A 22,760-nucleotide genomic window follows, 5' to 3' on the forward strand; every position below is an offset into this window, starting at 1 on the left:
GGGAACGACCCGGTCCGCCCCGCCTGCGTGCCTAGCGCGCCACGCCGTCCGTGGAGTCGGCCTCGCGCTGGATCTCGTCGAGGATGCCGGCCACGTCGGCGCCCTTCTGGACGACGCCGCCGATCTTCTCCTTGATGGTCTTGCTGACCTTGGCCCAGGAGGTCTTGTCGGCGGGGTAGAACTCGGCCTGCGGCAGCGGGTCCAGGAACGGCCGCAGCTTCTTCGACCGCTTCGAGTCGTCCTTGCGCATCTGCCGGGAGGCGGACGTGGTCACGGGCAGCAGGTCGTACTTGCCGGTGAAGTCGAGCACGGTCTGGGTGCCGTAGAGGAAGTCCAGGAAGAGGCCGGTCTCCTTGCGGGGGGCGGTCTTGAAGGCCATGACCCAGTCGGCGACACCCATCGTCGACTTCGCCTTGCCGTCGATACCGGGGAGCGGGATCATCTCGTACTTGATGTCGGCCGCCTCCGCCTGCTGCATCAGGCTGGGGTGGCCGTGGAGCATGCCGACCTGGCCCTTGCAGAAGGCGTCGAAAAGATCCTGGCGGTTGGTACGGGCGGGGTTGCCGGGGCCGGTGAGCTCCTTGCCGACGAGCTCGTCCCGCAGCCACTCGAACGTCCGGACGTTGGCCTGCGAGCGGATGGTGTAGCTGCCGTTCTTGTCGGTGTAGCCACCGCCGCCGCCCAGCATCCACAGCATGGTCTCGGCGGGCGCCTCCTCGGGACCCAGCGGCAGCCCGAACGGGATCTTCACCCCGGCGGCCTTCAGCTTCGTGGCGGCGGTCTGGACCTCGGCCCAGCTCTCGGGGTGCTTGATGATGCCGGCCTTGCGGAACAGCGTCTCGTTGCAGAACAGCAGTCGGGTGGAGGAGACGAACGGCAGGCCGTACTGCGTCCGGTGCACCTCGCCCGCGCGGGAGATCGAGGCGATGAAGTCGGCCTGGGTCGATATGGAGAGCAGCTGGTCGGCGCTGTAGAGCTTGCCGGCCGCGGCGAAGTCGGCGTACGCGCCGATCTGCGCGATGTCCGGGGCGTTGCCCGCGGCGACCATGTCGGCGACCTTCTTGTCGACCTCGGTCCAGCTGTAGACCTCGACGTCGACCTTGACGCCCTTGTGGTCGCCCATGAAGGTCCGGGCGACCGAGTCCCAGTACTTCTTCGAGCTGTTCTCCGGCTTGCCGTCGCCGTACTCGGCGGCGACCAGCTTCAGCGTCTTGCCGCCGCCGGGGCCACCGCTCCCGCACGCCGAGAGTGCGGGCACCATCGCCGCCGTCGCGGCACCCGCCGCCGAGAGACTCAAGAACCGCCGCCGCTGCACTTGCTTTCCGCCCTTGTGATTGTGACCCGTGTGACCGTGCCGTGCCCGTGCCGTGCCCGTGCGCGCGCCCCCGGCCGTGATGCGGACGACCTGCCCGGTGGGGACCGCGGGAGCCGCGGGCTCCGCATGTTCTCCCGCGCCACCTTAAAGGCTCTTCGAACAGGGGCTCGCTCCGGCCTCGCCCTTCCCCCTCCCGGTGGCGGGCTGCTATCCACGGTGGGGCACGGACGGATCACTGATGGATCACTCGTGGATCGCTCACGCAGACCGCAAGGAGCCCAGGTCATGGCCGTACCACCCCCTGAGTCCCCCTCCCGCACCGCCGCCGAACTCGCCACCCAGCCCGCCTGCTGGCGCCGGGCCGCCGACGCCGCCCCGGTCACGGACGGACTGCCCAGAACCGGCGAGCGCGTCGCTATCACCGGCTGCGGCACGTCCTGGTTCATGGCACAGGCGTACGCGTCCCTGCGCGAGGCGGCGGGCGAGGGCGAGACGGACGCGTTCGCCGCGTCCGAGTTCCCCACGGCGCGCCGCTACGACCGGGTGGTGGCGATCACCCGCTCCGGCACCACGACGGAGGTCCTGGACCTGCTGGCCGCCCTCCGCGGCACCGCGCCACTGCTGGCGCTCACCGCCGACCCCGCCACTCCGGTGCGGGACGCGGCCGACGCGCTGGCGGTACTGGACTGGGCGGACGAGGAGTCCGTCGTCCAGACGCGGTTCGCGACGACGGCCCTGGCGCTGCTGCGTTCCGCCCTCCCGGGCGGGACGGAGGCGGTGCTGCGGGCCGCCGACGAGGCGGCCGGGGCCGTCGGGGAGCCGCTGCCGGACGCGCTGCTCTCCGCGTCGCAGTGGACGTTCCTCGGGCGCGGCTGGGCTTATGGGGTGGCCCAGGAGGCGGCCTTGAAGATGCGCGAGGCGGCGGGGGCGTGGACGGAGGCGTATCCGGCGATGGAGTACCGGCATGGGCCGGTGGCCATCGCGGGGCCGGGGCGGGTGACGTGGGCCTTCGGCCCTGTTCCTGAGGGGCTGGAGGGGGCGGTCGGCGCGGCCGGCGGAACGTTCGTCCATACGCCGAGCGACCCGCTGGCCGAGCTTGTCCGGGCCCAGCGGGTGGCGGTCGCCGTCGCGGAGGCGCGGGGCCTGGACCCGGACCGGCCGCGGGGGCTGACGCGGAGCGTGGTGCTCGGCGCTTGAGGGTGCCCCGGTCCCTCCCCCAGAGGGGGCACCCCCATTCACCGTTTCTTGCGGGGGCTCCGCCCCCGCGCCCCGGAAACCGCGCTCCGCGCGGTTGTCCTCAAACTCCCCCAGAGGGGGTACCCCCAACGGGCTGATTTTCAGCCCGTCCGGCGTTTGAGGACGAGCGGCGGAGCCGCGAAAGGGGGGTCTGGGGCGCAGCCCCAGGAATCGGCGAAAGGGCGGGACCGGGGCACAGCCCGCCGCAGGCGCACCCACGCACCCACCCACCCCCCGGACAGTGGACTAGACCTTTCCACCCCCACGCGCGAAACTGTCCCGGTGAAACATGTCATCGCCCTCGACGTGGGCGGCACCGGGATAAAAGCCGCCCTCATGGGCGCGGACACCACCCTCGTCCACGAAACCCTCCGCCCCACGGACCGCGAACAAGGCCCCGACGCCGTAGTCGCCCGCATCCTCGACCTCGCCGAGGAACTCCGCGACCGCGCCGAGAAGGAGTTCGGCGAACCCCCGGCAGCCGCAGGCATAGCCGTACCGGGCGTGGTGGACGCGAGCACCGGCACAGCCGTCTACGCCGCCAACCTGGGCTGGCGCGACCTCCCCCTCCGCGACCTCCTGAGCCGCCGCCTGGGCGGCACCCCCGTGGCCCTGGGCCACGACGTCAGGACGGGCGGCCTGGCCGAAGGCCGCCTGGGCGCCGGCCAGGGAGCGGACCGCTTCCTCTTCGTCGCCCTCGGCACCGGCATCGCGGGAGCGATCGGCATCGAAGGCCGCGTCGAGGAGGGCGCGAACGGCTCGGCCGGCGAGATCGGCCACATCGCCGTACGCCGCGGCCCGGACGCCCCGGAGTGCGGCTGCGGCGGCCGCGGCTGCCTGGAGACGCTCGCGTCGGCCGCCGCCGTCGGCCGCGCCTGGGCCGCGGCGAGCGGCGACCCGGCGGCCGACGCCGCCGCCTGCGCCCGCGCCGTCGAGGCCGGTGACGCCCGCGCGCGCCGCGTCTGGCAGGAGGCGGTGGACGCGCTCGCCGACGGCCTCGTCGTCGGGCTGACGCTGCTCGACCCCCGTACGCTGATCGTCGGCGGCGGGCTGGCCGAATCGGGCGAAACGCTGTTCGGCCCGCTGCGCGCCGCCGTCGCGGAGCGCCTCACGTTCCAGAAACTCCCCCTCATCGTCCCGGCGGCCCTCGGGGCCACCGCCGGCTGCCTGGGCGCGGGTCTGCTCGCCCGGGACCTGCTGGCCGCCCGGGCGTCCACGCCAGCCACAGCAGCCACGGAATCCACGGAGGTATCCGCCTGATGGTCGAACGAACGGTTCTCGACGGCGCCCGTGTCGTGCTGCCGACCGGGGTGGTGGAGCACGGCCGCGTCACCGTGGAGGGCACCCGCGTCGTCGCGGATGCCGCCGAGGAGACGCCGACCTGGGACCTGACCGGCCACTGGATCGTCCCCGGCTTCGTGGACATGCACGTCCACGGCGGCGGCGGGGCCTCTTTCTCGTCCGGCGACCCGGAGGAGGCCCTGACGGCGGTCCGCGCGCACCGCGCGCACGGCACGACGACGATGGTCGCCTCCACCGTCACCGGCGACCTGGACGACCTCGCCCGGCAGGCGGCGGTCCTCGCGGAGCTCACCCAGCAGGGCGATCTGGCCGGGGTCCACTTCGAGGGCCCGTTCATCTCCCCGCACCGCTGCGGCGCCCACCAGCCGGAGCTGCTGCGCGACCCGGACCCGGCCGACGTCCGCAAGCTGATCGACGCGGCGCACGGCACGGCCCGGATGATGACGCTCGCCCCCGAGCTCCCCGGCGGCCTCGAATCCGTCCGCATGCTCGCCGACCTGGGCGTCATCGCCGCCGTGGGCCACACGGACTCCACCTACGAGGCGACGCTGGACGCCGTCGACGCGGGCGCGACCGTCGCCACCCACCTCTTCAACGCCATGCCCTCGCTGCTGCACCGCGCGCCCGGGCCGATCGCGGCGCTGCTGGAGGACGAGCGGGTCACCGTCGAGCTGATCAACGACGGGACGCACCTGCACCCGGCCGTCCTGGAGTTGGCGTTCGCCCGCGCGGGCGCCGGCCGGGTCGCGTTCGTGACGGACGCGATGGGCGCGGCGGGCATGAGCGACGGCATGTACGCGCTGGGCCCGATGCGGGTGGAGGTCAAGGACGCGGTCGCGCGCATCGCGGACGGCCCCACGGCCGGTTCGATCGCCGGCTCGACCCTCACCCTGGACACGGCGTTCCGCCGCGCGGTGACCGTCGACCGGCTGCCGGTCGAGGACGCGGTCGCCGCCCTGTCCGCCAACCCGGCCCGGCTGCTGGGCGTCGCCGACCGCGTCGGCTCGCTGGAACCGGGCAAGGACGCCGACCTGGTCGTCCTCGACGGCGCGTTCGAACTCGTCGGCGTGATGCGCAAGGGCGAATGGCTGGTCCGCCCCGAAGTGCGCTAATTCGTCCTCGGATTGGGGAACGGCGGCAGGTCCGGGGACTGGGCCTGCCGCCGCTGTTTTGGCATGATCGCTCCCGCAATCGTGTCCCCCTGGGTCCCCGTGGACCGGTCCGAGAGAGGCGCCGATGATCCTCACGGTCACGCTCAACGCCGCGCTCGACCTCACCTATCGGGTCCCCCGGCTGCGTCCCCACACCTCGCACCGCGTCGCGGAGGCGGTCGAACGGCCGGGCGGCAAGGGCCTGAACGTCTCCCGGGTGCTGGCCCGGCTGGGCCACGACACCACCGTCACGGGCTTCGCGGGCGGCCCGACGGGCGAAACGCTCCGCGCACTCCTGGCCACAACGGCCGCCGACACGGCAGGCCGCCTGACCGACGCCCTCGTCCCGATCGCCGGCTCCACCCGCCGCACGGTCGGCGTCGTCGACGCGAGCACCGGCGACACCACCCAGCTCAACGAGACGGGTCCGGCGATCACCGCGGCGGAATGGGCGGCCTTCACCTCCCGCTACGCCCAACTCCTGGAGGGCGCACGGGCGGTGGCCCTGTGCGGCAGCCTCCCGCCGGGCGTCCCGGTGGGCGCCTACGCGCAGTTGATCCGCCAGGCGCGCACCCGCGACATCCCCGTCCTCCTGGACACCTCCGGGGAACCCCTGCGACGCGGCGTCGCCGCCCGCCCCGACGTCGTCAAGCCGAACGCCGCCGAACTCGCCGCCCTCACCGGCTCGACCGACCCCGTCCGCGCGGCCCTCGACGCCCGCCGCCGCGGCGCCCACGCCGTCGCCGCGTCCCTCGGCACCGAGGGCATGCTCGCCGTCACCCCCGACGGCACCTGGCGCGCCACCCCGCCCGCCCGCCTCAAGGGCAACCCGACGGGCGCCGGTGACTCCGCCGTCGCCGGCCTGCTGTCGGCGTGGCTGGACGGCCTCCCCTGGCCCGACCGCCTCCGCCGCGCGGTCGCCGTCTCGGCGGCGACGGTCCGGGCGCCGGTGGCGGGCGAGTTCGACGCGGAGGCGTACGAGGCGGCGCTGCCGCTGGTGAAGGTGGTGGCGGTGTGAGGGCCCGTCGCGACGGGGTGGCCGTCCGAGGTGCCGGCGCCCGCGCGACGTTTCCGACGCCCCGGGCGGACCACGCGCCCCCGCCCCCTCGACAGCGCCCCACACACCAGCAGACAGGACGACGGGGCGCCACGGCGGCCCGCGCCCGCTCGCGCACGGGAGTTGAGCCGATGCCCCTGGCCCGTACCGCCGACCTCCTCGTCTCCGGAGCGGCCGTCGCCGCGTTCAACGTCATCACCGTCGAGCACGCGGAGGCCATCGCCGCCGGCGCGGAGGCGGCCGGCCGCCCCGCCGTCCTCCAGATCTCCGAGAACGCCGTGAAGTTCCACGGCGGCGCCCTGGCCCCGATCGCCGCCGCCACGGCGGCCGTGGCCCGCGCCTCGTCCGCTCCCCTGGCCCTGCACCTCGACCATGTCGAGTCCGTGGACCTCCTGCACGCCGCGGGCGCGCACGACTTCTCGTCGGTGATGTACGAGGCGTCGGCGCTCCCCTACGCCGAGAATGTCAAGGCGACGGCGGAGGCGGTGCGTTGGGCGCACGCCCGCGGCCTCTGGCTGGAGGCCGAGCTGGGCCGCGTCGGCGGCAAACCGGGCGACGCCCACACGCCGGGAGTCCGCACGGACCCGTCGGAAGCGGCGGCGTTCGTCGCCGACACGGGCGTGGACGCCCTGGCGGTGGCGGTCGGCAGCACCCACGCGATGACGGCCCGCACGGCAACGCTCGACCACCCCCTGATCGCGGAACTCCGGGCGGCCGTCCCCGTCCCCCTCGTCCTCCACGGCTCCTCAGGCGTCCCGGACGCCGAACTCCGCCGCGCGGTGGCGGCGGGCATCCGGAAGGTGAACGTCGGCACGGCCCTCAACACCGCCTTCACCGGCGCCGTCCGCGCCTTCCTTGAGGCCCACCCGTCGACGGTCGACCCCCGCCGCTACCTCGCCCCGGCCCGGGAAGCGATGGCGGCGACGGTGGAGCGGTTCCTGGACTCGCTGCCACGGCCACACCGCGCGGGAACGAGGTGACGAACGGCCGACACGGCGGCCAGAGCAGTGCTGCCGCCCGAGGGCCGTTCCCCGACAGGCCCGTAACGAGGGCACGACGCCGGTAAGGGGCCAGGAACGTTCTCGGCGGCGGGGGCGGATGAGCGGCCTTCCGCGACTAGGACCGCGTCGCACAGCGTTCGCCCCCTCCACGACCTCGCGGACCGTTCGTCAGCGGTGCCCGGCCTTGATGCCGCCCTCATGCCGGGCAGGACGGCGTGGACGCCTGTGGCGCCGCCGACGGCCTAGTCGGACGGTGCGAGGGTGCGCAGGACATCGAACTCGTTGCCCTCGGGGTCGGCCATGACCACCCAGCTCCGGCCCGGGCCCTGGCCCACGTCCACCGTGGTGGCGCCAAGGGCGAGCAGCCTGGCCACCTCGTCGTCGGTACTGCGGTCGATCGGGCTGACGTCCAGGTGGAGCCGGTTCTTCACGATCTTGCCCTCGGGCACTCGGATGAACACCAGGGTGGGCGGCATCTGGCGGGCCCGTACCTCCTCGACGGTCGGCTCCCAGGAACCGATCTCGACCTTCCCCTCGATCCGGTCGATCACCTTGAAGCCCAAAACCGCGCACCAGAACGCCGCGAGCCGCTCAGGATCGCGGCAGTCGACGACCAACTCGGTGAACCTACTGGCCACTACTCCCCCAGGCAGTGCGGACGGACGCCCAGTCTAAGAGGCCGCAGATCGCACCCGCCCGCCGAGACACTGTCCGGGCGCCCGGCCGCCGGCCGTGCGGATGTCCTCCGGGGAATGCCACTGCACCAGTACGGCTACTTCGCGCTGTTCAGCCGGCATGTCCCGGCAGACGACATGATCTCCCGGATCGGCATCAGGCCCGACGAAGTGAGCGTTCACGGCAGTCGGTTCACCGAGCCGGCGGTGGTCCCGGTCGACCATTCGTGGAAGGTCGTGTGCCGAGATCCGGGGCTCCGCGTCGACGAGCAGATCGCCCGCCTCCTCGATCGGCTCCGGCCCCACACGCACCGCGTCTCCGCCCTCGCCCGCGAGCTGACCGGGACCGGCGGCGGAGCGGTGCTCCAAGTCGTGCGCTACTTCGACGACGACCAGGCCCGGCCGAATGCCACCGACGCCCCTGTCTCTTCGGCTGGCACCTGGACCGCAACGTTCTGGACTTCCTGGCCGCCACGGCGCCGAACTCGACGTCGACGAATACGACATGACCGTGACGAGTCCATCGGCCAGGCCGGTGGGTATGGAGCGGCTCGCTGGACGCGCCGGCCCGGCCGCATCCTGCGACCAGGCCCACCGGAAGGTTACGAAGCCCCCCGGTTGATGACGCGCACGATGGTGATGGTCGGCGGGTCGATGCCTTCCCCATCCGAAACGACGTAACGAACGGCCGACATGGCGACCAGGGCCGTTCGGTCCCACTCGCCTCCCCCCATGGGCCGCGGAATGGACAAGCCCCCGTAGGGAGCCGGAGCGATCTCGGCGGAAATGGCGGCACTGACGGTCTTCGCAAGCTGCTCACCCAGCTTGATCAGGTCGGCACGCGCCTCCGGGGTGTACGCGACGCGGTACGCGTAGCTCACCAACCACGCCCTTCTCGCTCCTGGTACCACTCCAGCGGGTGCGCTTCCAAGTGCCCCTCCTGAAATCGACGGACCTGCTCGTCGCCGGAAGGGTCGGCGGCCTCGATCGCGATACCGGACCACAGGGCCAAGACGTGTGCCCGCTCGGTCAAGGTCGCGCTGCCGATGGCCTTGTCGAACTCTCCGCGCATACCTTCCGGAAGGGCACGCCGGATCTCCGCGCTCGTACGCAGACGCTCCGGAGGGCCACACGGACGCTCTGCGGGTGCACTCATACTCTGTGCTCCTTTCTGCCGCATCAATGCCGCAGCACAGCGATCGTACGGCACCCGGATCAGCCACTGTGTCCCAGATCACCCACGCCGTACCCGCCCACCGCGGCGCCGGTCAGACCGCCAGCCGCCAGGCCACGGCCCTGGCGCGCCTGCGGTTGAGACGGCGCAGCCCCGACGCGATCACGGCGGCGGCCGAGCGGTCCGCGCGGGCGGGGGTCGCGGCGCGGCTCCGCGACGACCGCCACCGGACGTTCCGGCATCAGCAGCGCCGCGTAGTCCGTGAAGCGGCGGGCGCCGCAGTCGCGGCAGCGTTCCTCGCCTCCGCCCCGCTCCCAGCCGGCGCGGTGCCCGCAGTGGTGGATCAAGCGCCCTACGGCTCGCATCAGTTGCCCCTCCTCATCCCCATCGCGGACGCGGAGTGCGCCACGATCCAGTGCGTGTACACGGCGGCGGTGGCGTCCCCGCCCCCGGCGGCCCTCCTGACCGCTTCGAGCGCGGCGCACTCGTCGCAGCCGGTCTGGTACGGGCGCAGCCCGGCCGCCTGCCGCTCCTCGCGGGTCGCGAGGCGGAGGGCCTCGGGCGGAACGGTCCACGACTCGCCGCCGCTCGGGCTCCGCACGTGGACGAGGCCGTCGGCGGCCTCCGCCACCTGCGCGAGGCGGCCGTCGCGGACGTCCACCACGTAGCTGCCTGCTCTGTATGTCACTGCCCACACCCCGGAAGTGGCTTGAATCGACCCCTGCGGCCACTTTGGAGCTCCGAAGTACTTGATTGCAACGTTTCGCTTTAGCGTTACCACTAACGGATTAACTGCCGTATGCGTGCTGACGGTTGCCGTAGAGTCGCCCCGCGAAACGAGGGGGTGATCACTTGTCGGACGCCATTCCCACCCTGATGCGCCGGCGGCTCGGGGCGGAGCTGCGGACCTTGCGGGTCCGGGCAGGATTGAGCCTTGCGGAGGCGGCCAAGCTGCTCGGCACCTCATCGCCAAGCCTGAGCAAGATTGAGAACGGCAAGCTGCGGAGTCGCCTCGATAGCTTTTTCGCCGTGTACGGCTTCGAAGACGAGGTACGGATCGCGGAGATCCGAAGGTTGGCGAAGCTCGCCGAGACAAACCGCCGGAGGGGCCTGTTCACTCAATACAGTGATGTCATCGACGACTCGATCGCCGACATCATCGAGCTCGAAGAGCTGGCAAGCCAAGCCGATACCTACGCAGCCCTGGCCATTCCGGACCTGCTGCAGACCGTGGACTACGCCTTGGCGGTCATCGAGGCCAGCCGCGCATGGAATACCAGTCGCCAGGTGAGGACCGTCGCCGACCTCCGCATGAAGCGCCAACGGGCTCTGCACAACCGTCGGCTCGACGATCTGCCCGTTCCGCCGCTCATGATGCGCTGCGTTTTGGACGAGGCGTGCCTGAGACGCCAGGCAGGACCGCCCGAAGTGCTCGCAGAACAACTCAAGTACCTGCTGGACGCCTCACAGATGCCCAACGTGGAGATACGCGTCATCCCGTTCGCCGCCGGTGCACACACCAGCGTCAGCGGCGCATACACCGTCTTCCACTTCGACGAGGGCGTGCCGGTCGTGGCGATCGAGCCGCTGACGACGTCCTTCTGCCTGGATGAGGACACCCACACCGTGCGCTACGACTCGGCGTTCAACCAGCTCCGCGAGCAGGCCCTCGACATAGCCGCCTCACGCGACTTCATCAACCGCCTCATCAAGGACTTGTGATCAATCGCACGAAGCACTCCGACGGCCCTGCGCTGAGGGTCGCCGGAGCAGCCGACTACGACTTGTACCAGCCCGGAAGGATCTTCAGTCGCGCGATGTTGATGTCGCACTGCGACTCGCACGACAGCTTGATGTCGTTCTTTCCGCCGTTGAGTTGAACGTAGTTGAAGGTGTGCGACCACCCGTCACCAGGCCACTTCTTCCAGTTGACCGTAGTGCTCAACTTCTCGCCGTTGACCCAGAGGGATCCGGTCGCAGCGCCATTCTGCGCGCCGTAGTCCACCCACACTGTGTACTTGCCGGCTTCTGTGACCGGCAGGTCCTTCCACTCGATCGAAGAACCCTGCTTCATGGTGACGTAGACGCCGCCCTCCGTGGGCGCGCCCTTCACGTCCTTCGCCGTGGACGCCCCGCCGCCCAGTTGCAACGTCGCCGCGTCTCGATTGAGGTCCTTGACGGGTTTCGCCGACGGCTTCGTCTCGTCCTTCTTCCCGTCCTTCTTCTCCGTCTTCTCGGACGGCTTCCCCGACGGCGTCTGCTGCGCCGAATTGTTCTTGCCGTCGTCCCCGTCGCCCTGGTTCGCGTACACCGCCGCGCCGATGCCGCCGGCGACCACGACCACCACGGCTATCGCGGCTATGAGCAGGCCGCGCCGCTTCGGGCGCTGCGGGCCCGGGGCGCCGGGCGGGGGGCCGGGGTGGCGGGGGGCGCCGCCGGGGAGGGTCTCCGGGGCGGCGTAGTGCGGCGTCGGCTGCTGGGGGGCGGGCATGCCCGCGCCGTACGTACCGCCGCCCTGCTGCGGCGTGTACTGGCGTGAGCCGACCGGCCGGACCTGGTTGTACGACGTACGGGGGACGCCGGGCTGCGGCGCGGACGCAGCCGCGTCGGTGCCCTGGTCACCGCCCTCCGAGCGGTACAGGTAGCCGAACGGATCCTCGTCCTCCGGCTTTCCGTTGCCGTTGTTACCGGCCGTCATCCCCTGTCACTCCCCACGTGATGTGCCGTCCGGCACCCACGTTCGTGTAACCGGATCCGCGGCTGTCGAGGCCGGTTCGGCCACCACGGTCCGGCGGCGGTGCCGCATCGGCGCAGCCTACCCCGTGCGGCAAGGGGCACGCCCTGGCACGGGGGCTACCGGCCGGTCACCCGGCCCGCCGGCCGGCCCGGGCGCGGGACCGCTTCTCGACGTACATCCGCTGGTCGGCGGAGCGCAGCACCTCGTCGGCGGACATGCCGCAGCCCGCCCAGCCGATGCCGAAACTCGCCCCCACGCGCACCGCCCGGCCGTCGACCCGGATGGGCGGGATGATCGCGTTGCGCAGCCGGACCGCCAGGTCCTCCGCGTCGGCGCGGCCGAGGCCGTCGGCGAGGACGACGAACTCGTCGCCGCCCATGCGGGCCACGGTGTCGCCGTCGCGGACGCCGCTGCTGAGCCGCCGGGCGACCTCGATCAGCACCGCGTCGCCCGTGTGGTGCCCGAACCGGTCGTTGATCGACTTGAAGCCGTCCAGGTCGCAGAAGAGGACGGCGAGGCCCTTCTCGCTCTCGTCGCTGTCCTCGTCGAGCGGGACGGTGTGCACGTGGTGGTCGCGGTGGTCGTAGCCGCCGGAGCCGGAGTAAGCCGCTCCGAAGTCGCCCGCCCCCGTCCCCGCCGGGTAGTCGGCCATGCCGTAGTCCCCCACGGCGTAGTCGCCCGGGCGGTAACCGCCGGGCGACCGGTCGTCGGCGAGCGCGTCCGGGGCGCGGTCGTGCCCGTACGCACCGTCGCCGCCCGGAATGCCGCCCGGGCCGCCCGGGATGCCGCCGGGTATGCCCAGCGGCTCGCCGAACGGACCGCCGAAGGGGTCTCCGACGCCCACGACCTCTTCGAAGCCCTCCAGCCGCCCGAAAGGCCCGTGATCGGCCGTGGCGTGCTGCGGCTCGCTGCCGGGCGGGCGGGCGCAGAGCCGGCTGCTGAGCCGGGCGCGCAGCTCGGCGCTGTTGGGGAGGCCGGTGAGGGAGTCGTGGCTGGCGCGGTGGGCGAGCTGGAGCTCGTGCCGCTTGCGGTCCTCGATGTCCTCGACGTGGGTGAGCAGGTAGCGCGGCCCCTCGGCGGCGTCGGCGACCACCGAGTTGCGCAGCGAGACCCAGACGAACGTGTCGTCCCGGCGGCGCAGCCGCAGCTCGGCCCGGCCGCCCTCGGCGGAGGTGCGCAGCAGGGTGCCGATGTCCTCGGGGTGGACGAGGTCGGAGAACGAGTAGCGGCGCATCTGCGAGGCGGACCGGCCGAGCAGCCGGCAGAGGGCGTCGTTGGCGCGGTGGAGCCGCCCGTGCTGGTCGCCGCCGAGCTCGGCGATGGCCATGCCGCTGGGGGCGTACTCGAACGCCTGCCGGAAGCTCTCCTCGCTGGCGCGGAGGGCCTGCTGCTCGCGCTCAAGGCGGACGAGGGCGCGCTGCATGTTGGCGCGCAGCTTGGCGTTGCTGATCGCGATCGCGGACTGGAACGCGTACATCTGGAGCGCTTCCCGGCCCCAGGCGCCGGGGCGGCGGCCGTTGCTCGGCCGGTCGACGGAGATCACGCCGAGCAGCTCGCCGCCGGCCGCGCCGGCCGAGTACATGGGCGCGAGGAGGCGGTCCATGGGGTGCCACTCGTCGGGGAAGCGCGGGGCGGGGCCGGTGGTGCGCCATTGCGGGACGTCGTCGTCGTCGAGGACCCAGCCCTCGGTGTACGGGATGAAGCGCAGCTCGCCCCAGCGCTCGCCCATGCTGAGCCGGCGCTCCCAGGACACCCGCGAACCGACCCGGCCGGACAGGAACGCCTCGGCACTCGCGCTCCCGGCGACGGCGGCGACCACGAGGTCACCGTCCGGGCGGACCAGGTTGACCGCCGCGAGCTCGTAGCCGAGCCCGTTCACCACGCCCTCCGCGACGGTCTGCAAGGTGTCCGCGAGGCTGCGGGCGGTGTTCAGATTCGCCACCGCCTGGTGAACCTGCCGCAGGGTCGTCAGACGCACATACGGCTCCGACTCGGTGTCCATAGCTCGCTCTCCCCCGAGACCTCGACAGCGACTCTCCAGATTTTCTTGTCGTCCGATTACACGGCCACTGAATCACAGGGAGCTGACAACTCGGTACACAGGGTCAACAAATAGGGCCTTCTGTGACTCATGTCACAGTGCGTAACGACGCCCCTTACCTTGCGTTCGCAGTCGTCCTACGGTTCTGGTCCGCAAATAAGGCAGAGCCTGCCGCGTTTTCCGACGGTAATTCCGGGCCTTTACGAGGAGATCGACGAGGTCAGAGGCGGTACGAACAGGTGACCGAATGACGGGACGGAAACCCGTCCGGAACATCCCGGGGCCACCCGAGGGCCTAGTCCGCAATACCAGGACGGTCCTGGTACCGCAGCCCGATGCAGCGGTTCGTCACGGGCGGCTAGCGTGCGTCGTGTGTTGCAGACGACTTCGCCCACCGAGGCCCGCATACCGCATGCTGACGGTGTGACCGCCGAGGAATTCCGCGCCGCCCTCGCCCGCCTGGCGGCGGGCGTGGTCCTGGTGACCGCGCACGACCCCGACGACGGCCCCCGCGGCGAGGACGTCGGCATGACGGCGACGGCGTTCCTCTCCGTATCCCTGGACCCACCCCTCGTGATGGTGAGCGTTCGCAACGACTCCCGGATGGAGGAGCTGCTCGCCCGGCAGCCCCTCTGGGCGGTCTCCCTGCTCGCCGAGAGCCAGCGGCAGGTCGCCGGACGGTTCGCGATGAAGGGACGGGTCAGCGACCGGCTCCTCTTCGAGGACCTCCCGCACGACCGCGGCGAGCTCTCCGGCTCCCCGCTCGTCCGGGGCGCCCTCGCGGTACTGGAGTGCCGGACGGAACAGCGGGTGGTCGCGGGCGACCACACCCTCTTCATCGGCCGCGTCCTGAAGGCCGCCGCCTCGACGACGGAGAGCGGACCGCTGACGTACTTCAAAGGGCGGTACCGGCACCTGTCGTGAACGCGCGGCGCGGACCGGCCCCCGGACCGGACCCTCAGCCCCAGTCCCGCGCGGAGCGCCCCCGCTTCGTCTCCGCGCGCTGCTTCTTCTCCCGCAGCCGCCGCTCGTTGATGCCGCGCGGTATGCGCGTCGGCTTCCGCGGCTTCGGCGGCGGCGCGGTGGCCTCGGCCAGCAGCGCGGCCAGCCGGACGGCCGCCGCCTCCCGGTTGCGCCACTGCGAACGGTGCTCCGACGCCCGTACGGTCACCACCCCGCCCACCAGCCGGCCCGCGAGCCGCTCCAGGGCGCGCTCCTTCCACACGGCGGGCAGGGCGTCGGTGGCGGCGAGGTCGAAGCGCAGCTCCACCTGGCTGTCGCTGGTGTTGACGTGCTGCCCGCCCGGCCCGGAGGAGCGCGAGAAGCGCCAGACGAGCTCCGCCTCGGGCAGGCTGACGGCACCGCGGATGACGTAGGGACCGGACATGCCCCCATCGTCCCCCGTCCGGTCCGCCCGCGTCACCTCGTTATGCCCCACGTTATGCCCCGCTCCGCGCCGGGGCCGCGGGGCCGCCGTCCCCGACCGGCCATCAGAAACCGGTAAAGAAAGTAAAGCGGGATGGAACCCCACCCCCCTCAGTCGGCGTTATCCCGGGTGACGGGACCGTGTGGCAGCAGCACCCGGTCCGCGAGTCGACGAGAAAGGGATCACCCCCATGCCTGTAAGCCTGTCCAAGGGCGGCAACGTCTCCCTCACCAAGGAGGCCCCGGGCCTGACCGCCGTCACCGTCGGCCTCGGCTGGGACGTCCGCACCACCACGGGCACGGACTTCGACCTCGACGCGAGCGCGATTGCGGTGAACCCCGGCGGCAAGGTCTACTCGGACGCCCACTTCGTCTTCTTCAACAACAAGCAGACGCCGGACCAGACCATCGTGCACACCGGTGACAACACCACCGGTCAGGGCGAAGGCGACGACGAGCAGATCAACGTCAACCTGGCCGCCCTCCCGGCCGACGTCGACAAGATCGTCTTCCCGGTCTCCATCTACGACGCCACCGCGCGCTCGCAGAACTTCGGCCAGGTGCGCAACGCCTACATCCGCATCGTCAACCAGGCCGGCGGCGCCGAGATCGCCCGCTACGACCTGAGCGAGGACGCGGCCACCGAGACGGCCATGGTCTTCGGCGAGCTCTACCGCAACGGCGCCGAGTGGAAGTTCCGCGCCGTCGGCCAGGGCTACGCGTCCGGCCTCCAGGGCATCGCCCAGGACTTCGGCGTCAACGTCTGAGGTCCCGCTCGCCGCTGAGCGACCGTACGAAGCCCCCTCCGGCTCCGCCTTCCGCCGGAGGGGGCTTCGCGCTCCCGGAAGGCTCCGCCGGGAAAAGCGGAGAAAAAAATCGCCGCCGGATGTCGAGGCGGCGCTCCCCGCTCCGACCGAGGGGTGACAGCGCGCCAAGGGGGCGCGCGAGAACGAGGAGAGACCCGGAATGAAGTACCTCGCGATGATCTACGGCAACCAGGCCAAATGGGACGCCTTCCCCGCCGAGGCATGGCCGGAAGCCATCGCCCGGCAGGAGGCGTTCAACAAGAAGTACCGGGAGACCGGGGAGCTGCTGGGCGCCTACGGCCTGGCCGACGCCGCCAACGCCCGGCTCGTGCGCCGCGAGAACGGGGTCCCGTCCGTCACCGACGGGCCGTACCTGGAGACCAAGGAGTACATGGCCAGCTTCTACCTCTTCGACTGCGAGAGCGAGGAGCGCGCGCAGCAGATCGCCGCGGAGATGCCGTTCGCCGACACCGACCCGGTCGAACTCTGGCCGGTCCTCCACGAGTCCGCGTCCGGCGCGTGAGCGGGGCACGAGGCGTCGGGGACCTGCTGCGCGAGCTGGCGCCGCAGGTCCTCGGCGCGCTGGTCCGCCGGTACGGCGCGTTCGACACGTGCGAGGACGCCGTCCAGGAGGCGCTGCTCGCCGCCGCCCTCCAGTGGCCGGCCGAGGGCACGCCCGACAATCCCAGGGGCTGGCTGGTCACCGTCGCCTCCCGCAGGCTGGTCGACCAGGTGCGCGGCGAGACCGCGCGCAGGCGCCGCGAGGAACGGATCGCCCTGGCCACGCCGCAGGCGGAGCTGCTCGCCCGCGCCGCCGACGCCGCGCCGGACGCGGACCGGGACGACTCCCTGGCGCTGCTGTTCCTGTGCTGCCACCCGGCGCTGTCCGCGCCGAGCCGGATCGCGCTGACGCTGCGCGCGGTCGGCGGCCTGACCACCGCCGGCATCGCCGCGGCCTTCCTCGTCCCGGAGGCGACCATGGCCCAGCGGATCAGCCGGGCCAAGCAGACCATCCGGAACTCCGGCACCTCCCCGCGCCTGCCGGAGCCCGCCGAGCGGGAGGAGCGGCTGCGCGAGGTCCTGCACGTGCTCTACCTGATCTTCAACGAGGGATACACCGCCACGGCCGGCGACGGGCTGACCGCACCGGACCTCTCGGCCGAGGCGATCCGGCTCACCCGCATGCTGCACCGCCTCGCCCCCAACGACGGCGAAGTGGCCGGCCTGCTGGCGCTGATGCTGCTCACCGACGCGCGCCGCCCGGCGCGGACCGGGCCCGGCGGCGACCTGGTGCCCCTCGCCGAGCAGGACCGCGGCCGGTGGGACCGGCGCCTCGTCGCCGAGGGCGTCGGCCTGCTCTCCCGCACGCTGCCGCGCGGCCGGGTCGGCCCCTACCAGCTCCAGGCGGCCATCGCCGCGGTCCACGACGAGGCCGAGCACGTCGACGCCACGGACTGGCCCCAGATCCTCGCCCTGTACGAGCTCCTCGAACGGGCCGCGCCGAACCCCATGGTGACCCTCAACCGCGCGGTCGCCGTCGCCATGGTCCAGGGCCCGGCCGCCGGACTCGGCCTGCTCACCACCCTGGAGTCCGACCGGCGCCTGGCCCGCCACCACCGCCTGCTCTCCACCCGGGCCCACCTCCTGGAACTGCTCGGCGACCACGAGGCCGCGGCCCACGCCTACCGCGAGGCCGCCCGCCGCACCACCAGCGCACCGGAACGCCGGCACCTCACCGGCCGCGCGGCGCGGCTCGCCCCGGTGGGCCGTTGACCGGCCGACCGCCCTCCAGGACGGCGAGCGTTCGGCAGCCCGTCAGGTCCCGGAGTCACCCGTCCCCCGGCACCACCAGCCCCGCCTCATAAGCCGCGATCACCAGCTGTACCCGGTCGCGGGCGCCCAACTTGCCCATGATGCGGCTGACGTGGGTCTTGGCGGTGAGGGGGCTCAGGCCGAGGGCGGCGCCCAGTTCGGGGTTGGTGAGGCCGCGGGCCACCAGGGTGAGGACTTCCCGTTCGCGGCCGGAGAGGGCGGAGAGGCCGGAGAGGGAGGGGAGGGATGCCGTGGCGGCGGCGGGGCCCGTGGTGCGGAGGAGGCGGGCGATCAGGCGGGATGTCGGGCCGGGGGCCAGGAGGGACTCGCCGGCGGCGACGGTCCGGACGGCGTCCAGGAGCACGGTCGGGCGGGCGTCCTTCACCAGGAAGCCCGACGCCCCCGCGCGGAGGGCGCCCAGGACGTACGCGTCGGTGTCGTAGGTGGTCAGCACCAGCACCCGGACTCCCCTCAGCTCCCCGTCCGACGCGATCAGCCGGGTCGCCTCGATGCCGTCCAGATCCGGCATGCGGACGTCCATCACCACCACGTCCGCGCGGGCGGCCCGGGCCAGGTCCACGGCCTCCCGGCCGGTGCCCGCCTCCCCCACGACCGTCATGTCCGGCGCGGTGCCCAGCAGCAACGCGAAGGCCGCGCGCACGAGTTGCTGGTCGTCCGCCAGTACCACCCTGATCACCGACCCGCGACCTCCCCTCCCGTCAGCGGCAGCACGGCCGTCACCGCGAACCCCGGCCCGCCCGCCCGCGGCCCGGCGCGCAGACCGCCGCCCACGCTCCTGGCCCGCTCCCGCATGCCGATGATGCCGTAACCTCCGCCGCCCGAGGGTGCGTTGTCCACGCGTACACGATCCCCGCCGTCGTCGACCACCGCGATCCGGAGTTCCCCCTCGCCGCGGCACACCGTCACCCCGATCTCCGCCGAAGGGCCGCCGTGCCGCACGGCGTTGGTCAGCGCCTCCTGGACGATGCGGTACGCCGCCGCGCCCACCGCAGGTCCGACGGCGCACTCGCCGCGCACGCTCAACCGCACCCGCGCCCCCGTGCTCCCCGCCGCGCGCACCAGGTCGGGGAGGCCGTCCAGGCCGGGCGGCGGGCCGTACTCGGCGGGCTCGCCGGCGCGCAGCACCTCCAGCATGTCGCGCAGTTCGACGCGCGCGGCGCGGCAGGTGTCCGCGATGCCGTCCAGGGAGCGGGCGAGTGCCGCGCGGTCGAGCCGGGCCGGCTCGGCGAGCAGGACGTGGGCCGCGACCGAGGTCTGCACGCCGACGAGGGTGATGCTGTGGGCGAGCAGGTCATGCAGGTCGCGGGCGATGCGCAGGCGTTCCTCCACCACGCGGCGCTCGGCCTCCCGTTCGCGGGCGCGGGCGTCGCGTGCCGCGCGGTCGACGAGGGCCGCGACGTGGTCCCGGTGGACGCGCACCGCCTCGCCGAACACCACGATGTCGGCGATCCAGCCGGCGCGCAGCAGCGTCGGCAGGACGGAGTCGCCCCGGCCCGCGGCGAGCATGGCGACGGCGGAGCCGACGAGGATCCCGCCGAGCGTCAGGAAGCTGCGCGCGGGCGGCCCGGCGGCGGCGAGCGTCCAGAGGGCGACCAGGCCGGACGGCAGGACGGCGTAGTACGGGTCCTGGCCCGCGTGGTACGGGCCGGCCAGGCAGACCTCGGCGAGGACGGTCAGGAGCGGCGCCCTCCGCCGCACCGCCAGCACCAGCGCCGACCCCGTGAGCAGCGCCCAGCCGCCGGGCCCCGGAGGGCGTCCCCCGCCCGGCGCGAGCACGCACAGCAGGCTCTGCACGGCGAGCACGCCGAGCGCCACGGCCACGTCCTGTCCCCCGAACCACCGCTCCTGGGGCGGCCGTTGCGGCAGCAGGACGCGGGAGATCAGCGGGGTGACGAGATCCCGGTACGGCATCATCCCTCCACCGGACGCCGGGAGAGCCGCCCCGGCCACCACATCCACCGCTTGAGCAGCAGGCTCGCGGAGGTCACCAGGTACGTGCGGACCAGGAAGGTGTCCAGCAGGACGCCGACCGCGATGATGACCCCCATCTCCACCAGCGACACCAGCGGCAGGCTCACCAGCACCGCGAAGGTGGCGGCCAGCACGATGCCGGCGGAGGCGATGACGCCCCCGGTGGTCCGGAGCGCGGTGAGCGCCGCGTCCTCCGGTCCCGCGCCCCTCAGACGCTCCTCGCGCGCCCGGTGCATCAGGAAGATGCCGTAGTCCACGCCGAGCGCCACCAGGAAGACGAACGTCAGCAGGGGCAGGCTCGGATCGAGCCCCTCGAAGCCCAGCACGGGCCGGAACAGCAGGCCGCTGACGCCCATCGCGGCACCCCAGGAGGCGATCACGGCGAGCAGCAGGACGACGGGCGCCACCAGTGAGCGCAGCAGGACCACCAGCACGGCCAGCACCCCGGCGAGCACCAGCGGTATCACCCTGCGACGGTCCTCGGCGTCGGTGTCGGCCAGGTCCATCTGCTGGGCCGTGGCCCCGCCGACGACGGCGTCCGCGCCCGGCACCGCGTGCACCCGGTCGCGGAGCGCGGCCACCGTCCGCTTCTCGGCGGCCGATTCGGGCCGCGCCGCCGGGAAGACCAGCACTTCCGTGCGGTCCGGCCCGCTCCGGCCGGGCGTCACCGCCGCGACGCCCGGCACGGCCCGGGCCGCGTCGGCCACCCGCTCCGCCCGCGCGGTCCGTGTGATCACGACGGCCGGGGCGCCCGCCCCCGGGAAGGACCGCGCGACGGCCTCCGTCGCGGTGACCGACTCCGGCCGGTCCACGAACGCGTCCTCCTGCCGCAGCGTCCCCGGCAGCAGCAGGGCGCCCACGGCCAGCGCGCCGAGCACCGCGCACCCGCCGGCGAGCACCGCCACCGGCCGGCGCGCCGCGGAGCCGCCGAGCAGCGCGAACAGCGAGCGCCGCGCCGGCCCTTCCGCGCCGTACTCCGGGATAAGCGGCCAGAACACCCGGCGCCCCAGCAGCACGAGAACCGCGGGCAGCAGCGTCGTCATCGCCGCCAGCGCGCACACCACCCCCACGGCTCCCACCGGGCCCATCCCACTGCTGCTGTTGAGGTCCGCCGCCAGCAGGCACAGCAGCCCCGCGACCACCGTCCCAGCGGACGCGAACACCGCCGGGCCGCAGCCGCGCAGGGCGGCGGCCATCGCGTCGTACGGGCGCCGGTGGCGGCGCAGTTCCTCGCGGTACCGGGAGACGAGCAGCAGGGCGTAGTCCGTGCCCGCGCCGAAGACCAGCACGGTCATCACCGAGGTGCCCACGCTGGTGACGGTGACGCCGAACGCCTCGGCCAGCCCGTACGCCAGCGCCATGGCCGCCGTGCCCGCCACCCCGACGACGGCGAGCGGGACCAGCCAGAGGAAGGGACTGCGGTAGATCAGCATCAGCAGGACCGCGACCGCGACGCCGGTGCCCAGCAGCAGCCGGCCGTCGAGCGACGCGAACACCTCGTTCTGGTCGGCGGCCAGCGCGGCCGGTCCGCCGATCCGGGCGGTGAGCCCCGCGGGCGCCCCGCGCACCGCACGGCGCACGTCGTCGACGGCGTCGGCCTGCTCGGCGGTGTCCGGCAGCCCGGTGAGGGCGAGGGCGGTCAGGGACGTGGCGTGGTCCCCGGACTCGACGCGCGGGGGGAGGGCGTCCCGCAGCGGGTGCCGCTCCGCGATCCGCCGCACCCGTACGCGCTCGAACCGCCGGTCCGCGTCGGTGAGTCCGCCGTCCCGGTGCAGGACGAGGAGGGTGTCGGCGATACCGCCGCCGGGCAGGTGCCGGGCCAGCTCCTCCACCCGCGTCGCCTCGGCGCCCGCGGGCAGGTAGTCGACGACGCCGTCCCGCGTCACCCCGCCCAGCCGCCCCTCGAACGGCGCGGCGACGGCGAGCAGCGCGGCCCACAGGACGACCACGGCCCACGGCAGCCACTTCCTCCGCCCAGCCGTCCGCTCCACGCCGTCCCCGCCGCTCCTCCCTTTCGGTCCCCTCACGTCCCGCCCCTTCCGCCCCGGCCCGGGCGCCTCGCGCGGTGCCGGTCACCGCCACGATCAGGCTTCCGCGCCACACGGACGGACGCGTCCGCCGCGGGGCCGAGCCGGCCGTACTCCCCGGGGACGCACGTCGGAGGGGTGTACTCCCGGGGGAGCAACGGGCTGCGGGGAGGGGGAGTTCGGCGCACACTCCGTCACCTCGCGTGCCGGACGGCCGACTGCGGCCGGTCCCGTCCGCACCGATGGCGGGACGACGACAAGGGGCCGGAGCCCGTCGGGAAGGCCCGGCGGCCCCGTACGGATGAAGCCCGTCCCTTTCCGGGGACGGCCGGGCCGCCGGGCGTCATCATCGGACGCGATGGCCGACAGCGACGAACCCCAGGAGCCCGCCCCCGAGCCCGGCGACGGCGACGCGGACGAACACCGTCCGCACCCCGTCTGCCACTGGTGCCAGGGCTCCGGCTTCGTCCCCCGCGTGCTGGCCCACAACCCCGGCCCCGACCCGTTCCGCGGCCCGGCCGACACCGTGCACCGCACGGGTCAGTGCCGGCACTGCCGGGGGACGGGGTCGTACGACTCGGCCCTCGACCCGACGATCGGGCCCGAGGACCGGGCGGGTGACGTGCCCTGGGGCGGGCGCTGACCGCAACAGCACGCCCCTCCGCCGCCGGAGTGCGGACCGGGACGAATGCGGTGATGCTGGGTGGGTCAGGCATGCGTAAGGAGGACGCCCATGTCCATGCTCGACAAGCTCAAGGGTCTGCTCAAGGGCCACGAGGACACCGCCCGGCAGGGTGTCGAGAAGGCCGGTGACGCCTTCGACGACAGGACCGGGAACAAGTACCAGAGCCAGGTCGACGCCGCCCAGCGGAAGATCGACGAGCAGCTCGGCAACCGGCCGCCCACGGACGGGCAGCCCTGACGCGGCGGCGGTTCGTGGCCGTGACGGGGCGTGGGCGGCAGCCGTGAGGCGGCGCGGGCCCGTGACCGTGGCGCGGCGCGGGCGGCAG

At 73.3% G+C, this 22,760-nt stretch carries 25 protein-coding genes and 1 pseudogene; 13 read left to right on the forward strand and 13 right to left on the reverse strand.

The genetic code is table 11. The features are described from left to right. Positions 1 to 31: 31 nt before the first annotated feature. Entirely contained in the window at positions 32 to 1,315 is a 1,284-nt protein-coding gene (locus K7I03_RS13440) for an extracellular solute-binding protein (protein WP_185941522.1), read from the reverse strand. Between the two features lie 285 nt (positions 1,316 to 1,600). Here K7I03_RS13440 and K7I03_RS13445 point away from each other — a divergent pair, with 285 nt between their 5' ends. From K7I03_RS13445 to K7I03_RS13465, 5 genes are all read left to right on the forward strand, one after another. After that, entirely contained in the window at positions 1,601 to 2,512 is a 912-nt protein-coding gene (locus K7I03_RS13445; RefSeq protein WP_185941523.1) for an SIS domain-containing protein, read from the forward strand. A gap of 321 nt (positions 2,513 to 2,833) precedes the next feature. Next, the gene (locus K7I03_RS13450) at positions 2,834 to 3,811 is read left to right on the forward strand and encodes an ROK family protein (protein WP_185941524.1); all 978 of its coding nucleotides are present in this window, start codon (positions 2,834 to 2,836) and stop codon (positions 3,809 to 3,811) included. Further along, positions 3,811 to 4,965 (forward strand): N-acetylglucosamine-6-phosphate deacetylase, encoded by a 1,155-nt coding sequence (gene nagA, locus K7I03_RS13455; RefSeq protein ID WP_185941525.1) that lies wholly within the window; start codon positions 3,811 to 3,813, stop codon positions 4,963 to 4,965. The genes K7I03_RS13450 and nagA overlap by 1 nt, the downstream gene beginning before the upstream one ends. Positions 4,966 to 5,089: 124 nt before the next feature. After that, positions 5,090 to 6,022, forward strand: a complete 933-nt coding sequence (locus K7I03_RS13460; protein WP_185941526.1) for a 1-phosphofructokinase family hexose kinase — start codon at positions 5,090 to 5,092, stop codon at positions 6,020 to 6,022. A gap of 170 nt (positions 6,023 to 6,192) precedes the next feature. Next, on the forward strand, positions 6,193 to 7,041 hold the full coding sequence (locus tag K7I03_RS13465; RefSeq protein WP_185941527.1) for a class II fructose-bisphosphate aldolase: 849 nt from the start codon (positions 6,193 to 6,195) through the stop codon (positions 7,039 to 7,041). Between the two features lie 263 nt (positions 7,042 to 7,304). Here K7I03_RS13465 and K7I03_RS13470 read toward each other — a convergent pair whose 3' ends face one another. Then, positions 7,305 to 7,700, reverse strand: coding sequence for a VOC family protein (locus K7I03_RS13470; protein WP_185941528.1), 396 nt, complete (start codon positions 7,698 to 7,700; stop codon positions 7,305 to 7,307). 174 nt (positions 7,701 to 7,874) lie between these two features. On the opposite strand from K7I03_RS13470, the gene K7I03_RS13475 reads away from it, so the two are divergent. Continuing rightward, positions 7,875 to 8,417 (forward strand): DUF4279 domain-containing protein, encoded by a 543-nt coding sequence (locus K7I03_RS13475; protein WP_238513590.1) that lies wholly within the window; start codon positions 7,875 to 7,877, stop codon positions 8,415 to 8,417. Here K7I03_RS13475 and K7I03_RS13480 read toward each other — a convergent pair. The 4 genes from K7I03_RS13480 to K7I03_RS13495 all read right to left on the reverse strand — a co-directional run bounded on the left by K7I03_RS13480 (position 8,339) and on the right by K7I03_RS13495 (position 9,598). Beyond that, positions 8,339 to 8,617 carry a hypothetical protein gene (locus tag K7I03_RS13480; protein WP_185941529.1) on the reverse strand — a complete coding sequence of 93 codons (279 nt, stop codon included), beginning with the start codon at positions 8,615 to 8,617 and terminating at the stop codon, positions 8,339 to 8,341. The two genes, K7I03_RS13475 and K7I03_RS13480, sit on opposite strands and share 79 nt — an antisense overlap. Further along, positions 8,614 to 8,808 carry a hypothetical protein gene (locus K7I03_RS13485; RefSeq protein ID WP_185941530.1) on the reverse strand — a complete coding sequence of 65 codons (195 nt, stop codon included), beginning with the start codon at positions 8,806 to 8,808 and terminating at the stop codon, positions 8,614 to 8,616. Before K7I03_RS13485 ends, K7I03_RS13480 begins: the two co-directional genes overlap by 4 nt. Before the next feature lie 143 nt (positions 8,809 to 8,951). Next, a complete protein-coding gene (locus K7I03_RS13490) occupies positions 8,952 to 9,275 on the reverse strand; it encodes a DUF6255 family natural product biosynthesis protein (protein WP_224347034.1) in 324 nt (107 codons plus the stop codon). After that, positions 9,275 to 9,598: a hypothetical protein gene (locus K7I03_RS13495; RefSeq protein ID WP_185941532.1), complete on the reverse strand. Its 324-nt coding sequence runs from the start codon at positions 9,596 to 9,598 to the stop codon at positions 9,275 to 9,277. Before K7I03_RS13495 ends, K7I03_RS13490 begins: the two co-directional genes overlap by 1 nt. Positions 9,599 to 9,762: 164 nt before the next feature. Here K7I03_RS13495 and K7I03_RS13500 point away from each other — a divergent pair, with 164 nt between their 5' ends. Beyond that, the gene (locus K7I03_RS13500) at positions 9,763 to 10,632 is read left to right on the forward strand and encodes a helix-turn-helix domain-containing protein (protein WP_185941533.1); all 870 of its coding nucleotides are present in this window, start codon (positions 9,763 to 9,765) and stop codon (positions 10,630 to 10,632) included. A gap of 55 nt (positions 10,633 to 10,687) precedes the next feature. Here K7I03_RS13500 and K7I03_RS13505 read toward each other — a convergent pair whose 3' ends face one another. From K7I03_RS13505 to cdgB, 3 genes and pseudogenes are all read right to left on the reverse strand, one after another. Then, positions 10,688 to 11,608, reverse strand: coding sequence for a carbohydrate-binding protein (locus tag K7I03_RS13505; RefSeq protein WP_185941534.1), 921 nt, complete (start codon positions 11,606 to 11,608; stop codon positions 10,688 to 10,690). A gap of 166 nt (positions 11,609 to 11,774) precedes the next feature. After that, positions 11,775 to 12,299, reverse strand: a complete 525-nt coding sequence (locus tag K7I03_RS34490; RefSeq protein WP_423229702.1) for a GGDEF domain-containing protein — start codon at positions 12,297 to 12,299, stop codon at positions 11,775 to 11,777. 231 nt (positions 12,300 to 12,530) lie between these two features. Then, a pseudogene (gene cdgB / locus K7I03_RS34495) lies at positions 12,531 to 13,649 on the reverse strand (diguanylate cyclase CdgB); the annotation flags it as partial. Positions 13,650 to 14,060: 411 nt separating this feature from the next. On the opposite strand from cdgB, the gene K7I03_RS13515 reads away from it, so the two are divergent. After that, positions 14,061 to 14,612, forward strand: coding sequence for a flavin reductase family protein (locus K7I03_RS13515; RefSeq protein WP_185941536.1), 552 nt, complete (start codon positions 14,061 to 14,063; stop codon positions 14,610 to 14,612). A 34-nt stretch (positions 14,613 to 14,646) separates the two neighbouring features. Here the strand turns inward: K7I03_RS13515 and arfB are convergent, their stop codons facing one another. After that, entirely contained in the window at positions 14,647 to 15,075 is a 429-nt protein-coding gene (gene arfB / locus K7I03_RS13520; protein WP_185941537.1) for an alternative ribosome rescue aminoacyl-tRNA hydrolase ArfB, read from the reverse strand. Between the two features lie 229 nt (positions 15,076 to 15,304). On the opposite strand from arfB, the gene K7I03_RS13525 reads away from it, so the two are divergent. The 3 genes from K7I03_RS13525 to K7I03_RS13535 all read left to right on the forward strand — a co-directional run bounded on the left by K7I03_RS13525 (position 15,305) and on the right by K7I03_RS13535 (position 17,692). Next, the gene (locus K7I03_RS13525; protein WP_185941538.1) at positions 15,305 to 15,880 is read left to right on the forward strand and encodes a TerD family protein; all 576 of its coding nucleotides are present in this window, start codon (positions 15,305 to 15,307) and stop codon (positions 15,878 to 15,880) included. 199 nt (positions 15,881 to 16,079) lie between these two features. Then, positions 16,080 to 16,442: a YciI family protein gene (locus K7I03_RS13530; RefSeq protein WP_185941539.1), complete on the forward strand. Its 363-nt coding sequence runs from the start codon at positions 16,080 to 16,082 to the stop codon at positions 16,440 to 16,442. After that, positions 16,439 to 17,692: an RNA polymerase sigma factor gene (locus tag K7I03_RS13535; protein ID WP_185941540.1), complete on the forward strand. Its 1,254-nt coding sequence runs from the start codon at positions 16,439 to 16,441 to the stop codon at positions 17,690 to 17,692. Before K7I03_RS13530 ends, K7I03_RS13535 begins: the two co-directional genes overlap by 4 nt. A 55-nt stretch (positions 17,693 to 17,747) precedes the next feature. Here K7I03_RS13535 and K7I03_RS13540 read toward each other — a convergent pair whose 3' ends face one another. The 3 genes from K7I03_RS13540 to K7I03_RS13550 are packed head-to-tail and all read right to left on the reverse strand — an operon-like array spanning position 17,748 to position 21,714. Continuing rightward, positions 17,748 to 18,428, reverse strand: a complete 681-nt coding sequence (locus K7I03_RS13540; RefSeq protein ID WP_185941541.1) for a response regulator transcription factor — start codon at positions 18,426 to 18,428, stop codon at positions 17,748 to 17,750. After that, entirely contained in the window at positions 18,425 to 19,663 is a 1,239-nt protein-coding gene (locus tag K7I03_RS13545) for a sensor histidine kinase (RefSeq protein ID WP_185941542.1), read from the reverse strand. The genes K7I03_RS13540 and K7I03_RS13545 overlap by 4 nt, the downstream gene beginning before the upstream one ends. Then, entirely contained in the window at positions 19,663 to 21,714 is a 2,052-nt protein-coding gene (locus K7I03_RS13550) for an MMPL family transporter (RefSeq protein WP_224347035.1), read from the reverse strand. The genes K7I03_RS13545 and K7I03_RS13550 overlap by 1 nt, the downstream gene beginning before the upstream one ends. Positions 21,715 to 22,108: 394 nt before the next feature. On the opposite strand from K7I03_RS13550, the gene K7I03_RS13555 reads away from it, so the two are divergent. Together K7I03_RS13555 and K7I03_RS13560 are read left to right on the forward strand one after the other, a co-directional pair. Next, positions 22,109 to 22,393: a hypothetical protein gene (locus K7I03_RS13555; RefSeq protein ID WP_185941543.1), complete on the forward strand. Its 285-nt coding sequence runs from the start codon at positions 22,109 to 22,111 to the stop codon at positions 22,391 to 22,393. 90 nt (positions 22,394 to 22,483) lie between these two features. After that, a complete protein-coding gene (locus tag K7I03_RS13560) occupies positions 22,484 to 22,672 on the forward strand; it encodes an antitoxin (RefSeq protein ID WP_185941544.1) in 189 nt (62 codons plus the stop codon). Positions 22,673 to 22,760: the final 88 nt, after the last annotated feature.

Source organism: Streptomyces mobaraensis, assembly GCF_020099395.1.
Taxonomy (GTDB): Bacteria; Actinomycetota; Actinomycetes; order Streptomycetales; family Streptomycetaceae; genus Streptomyces.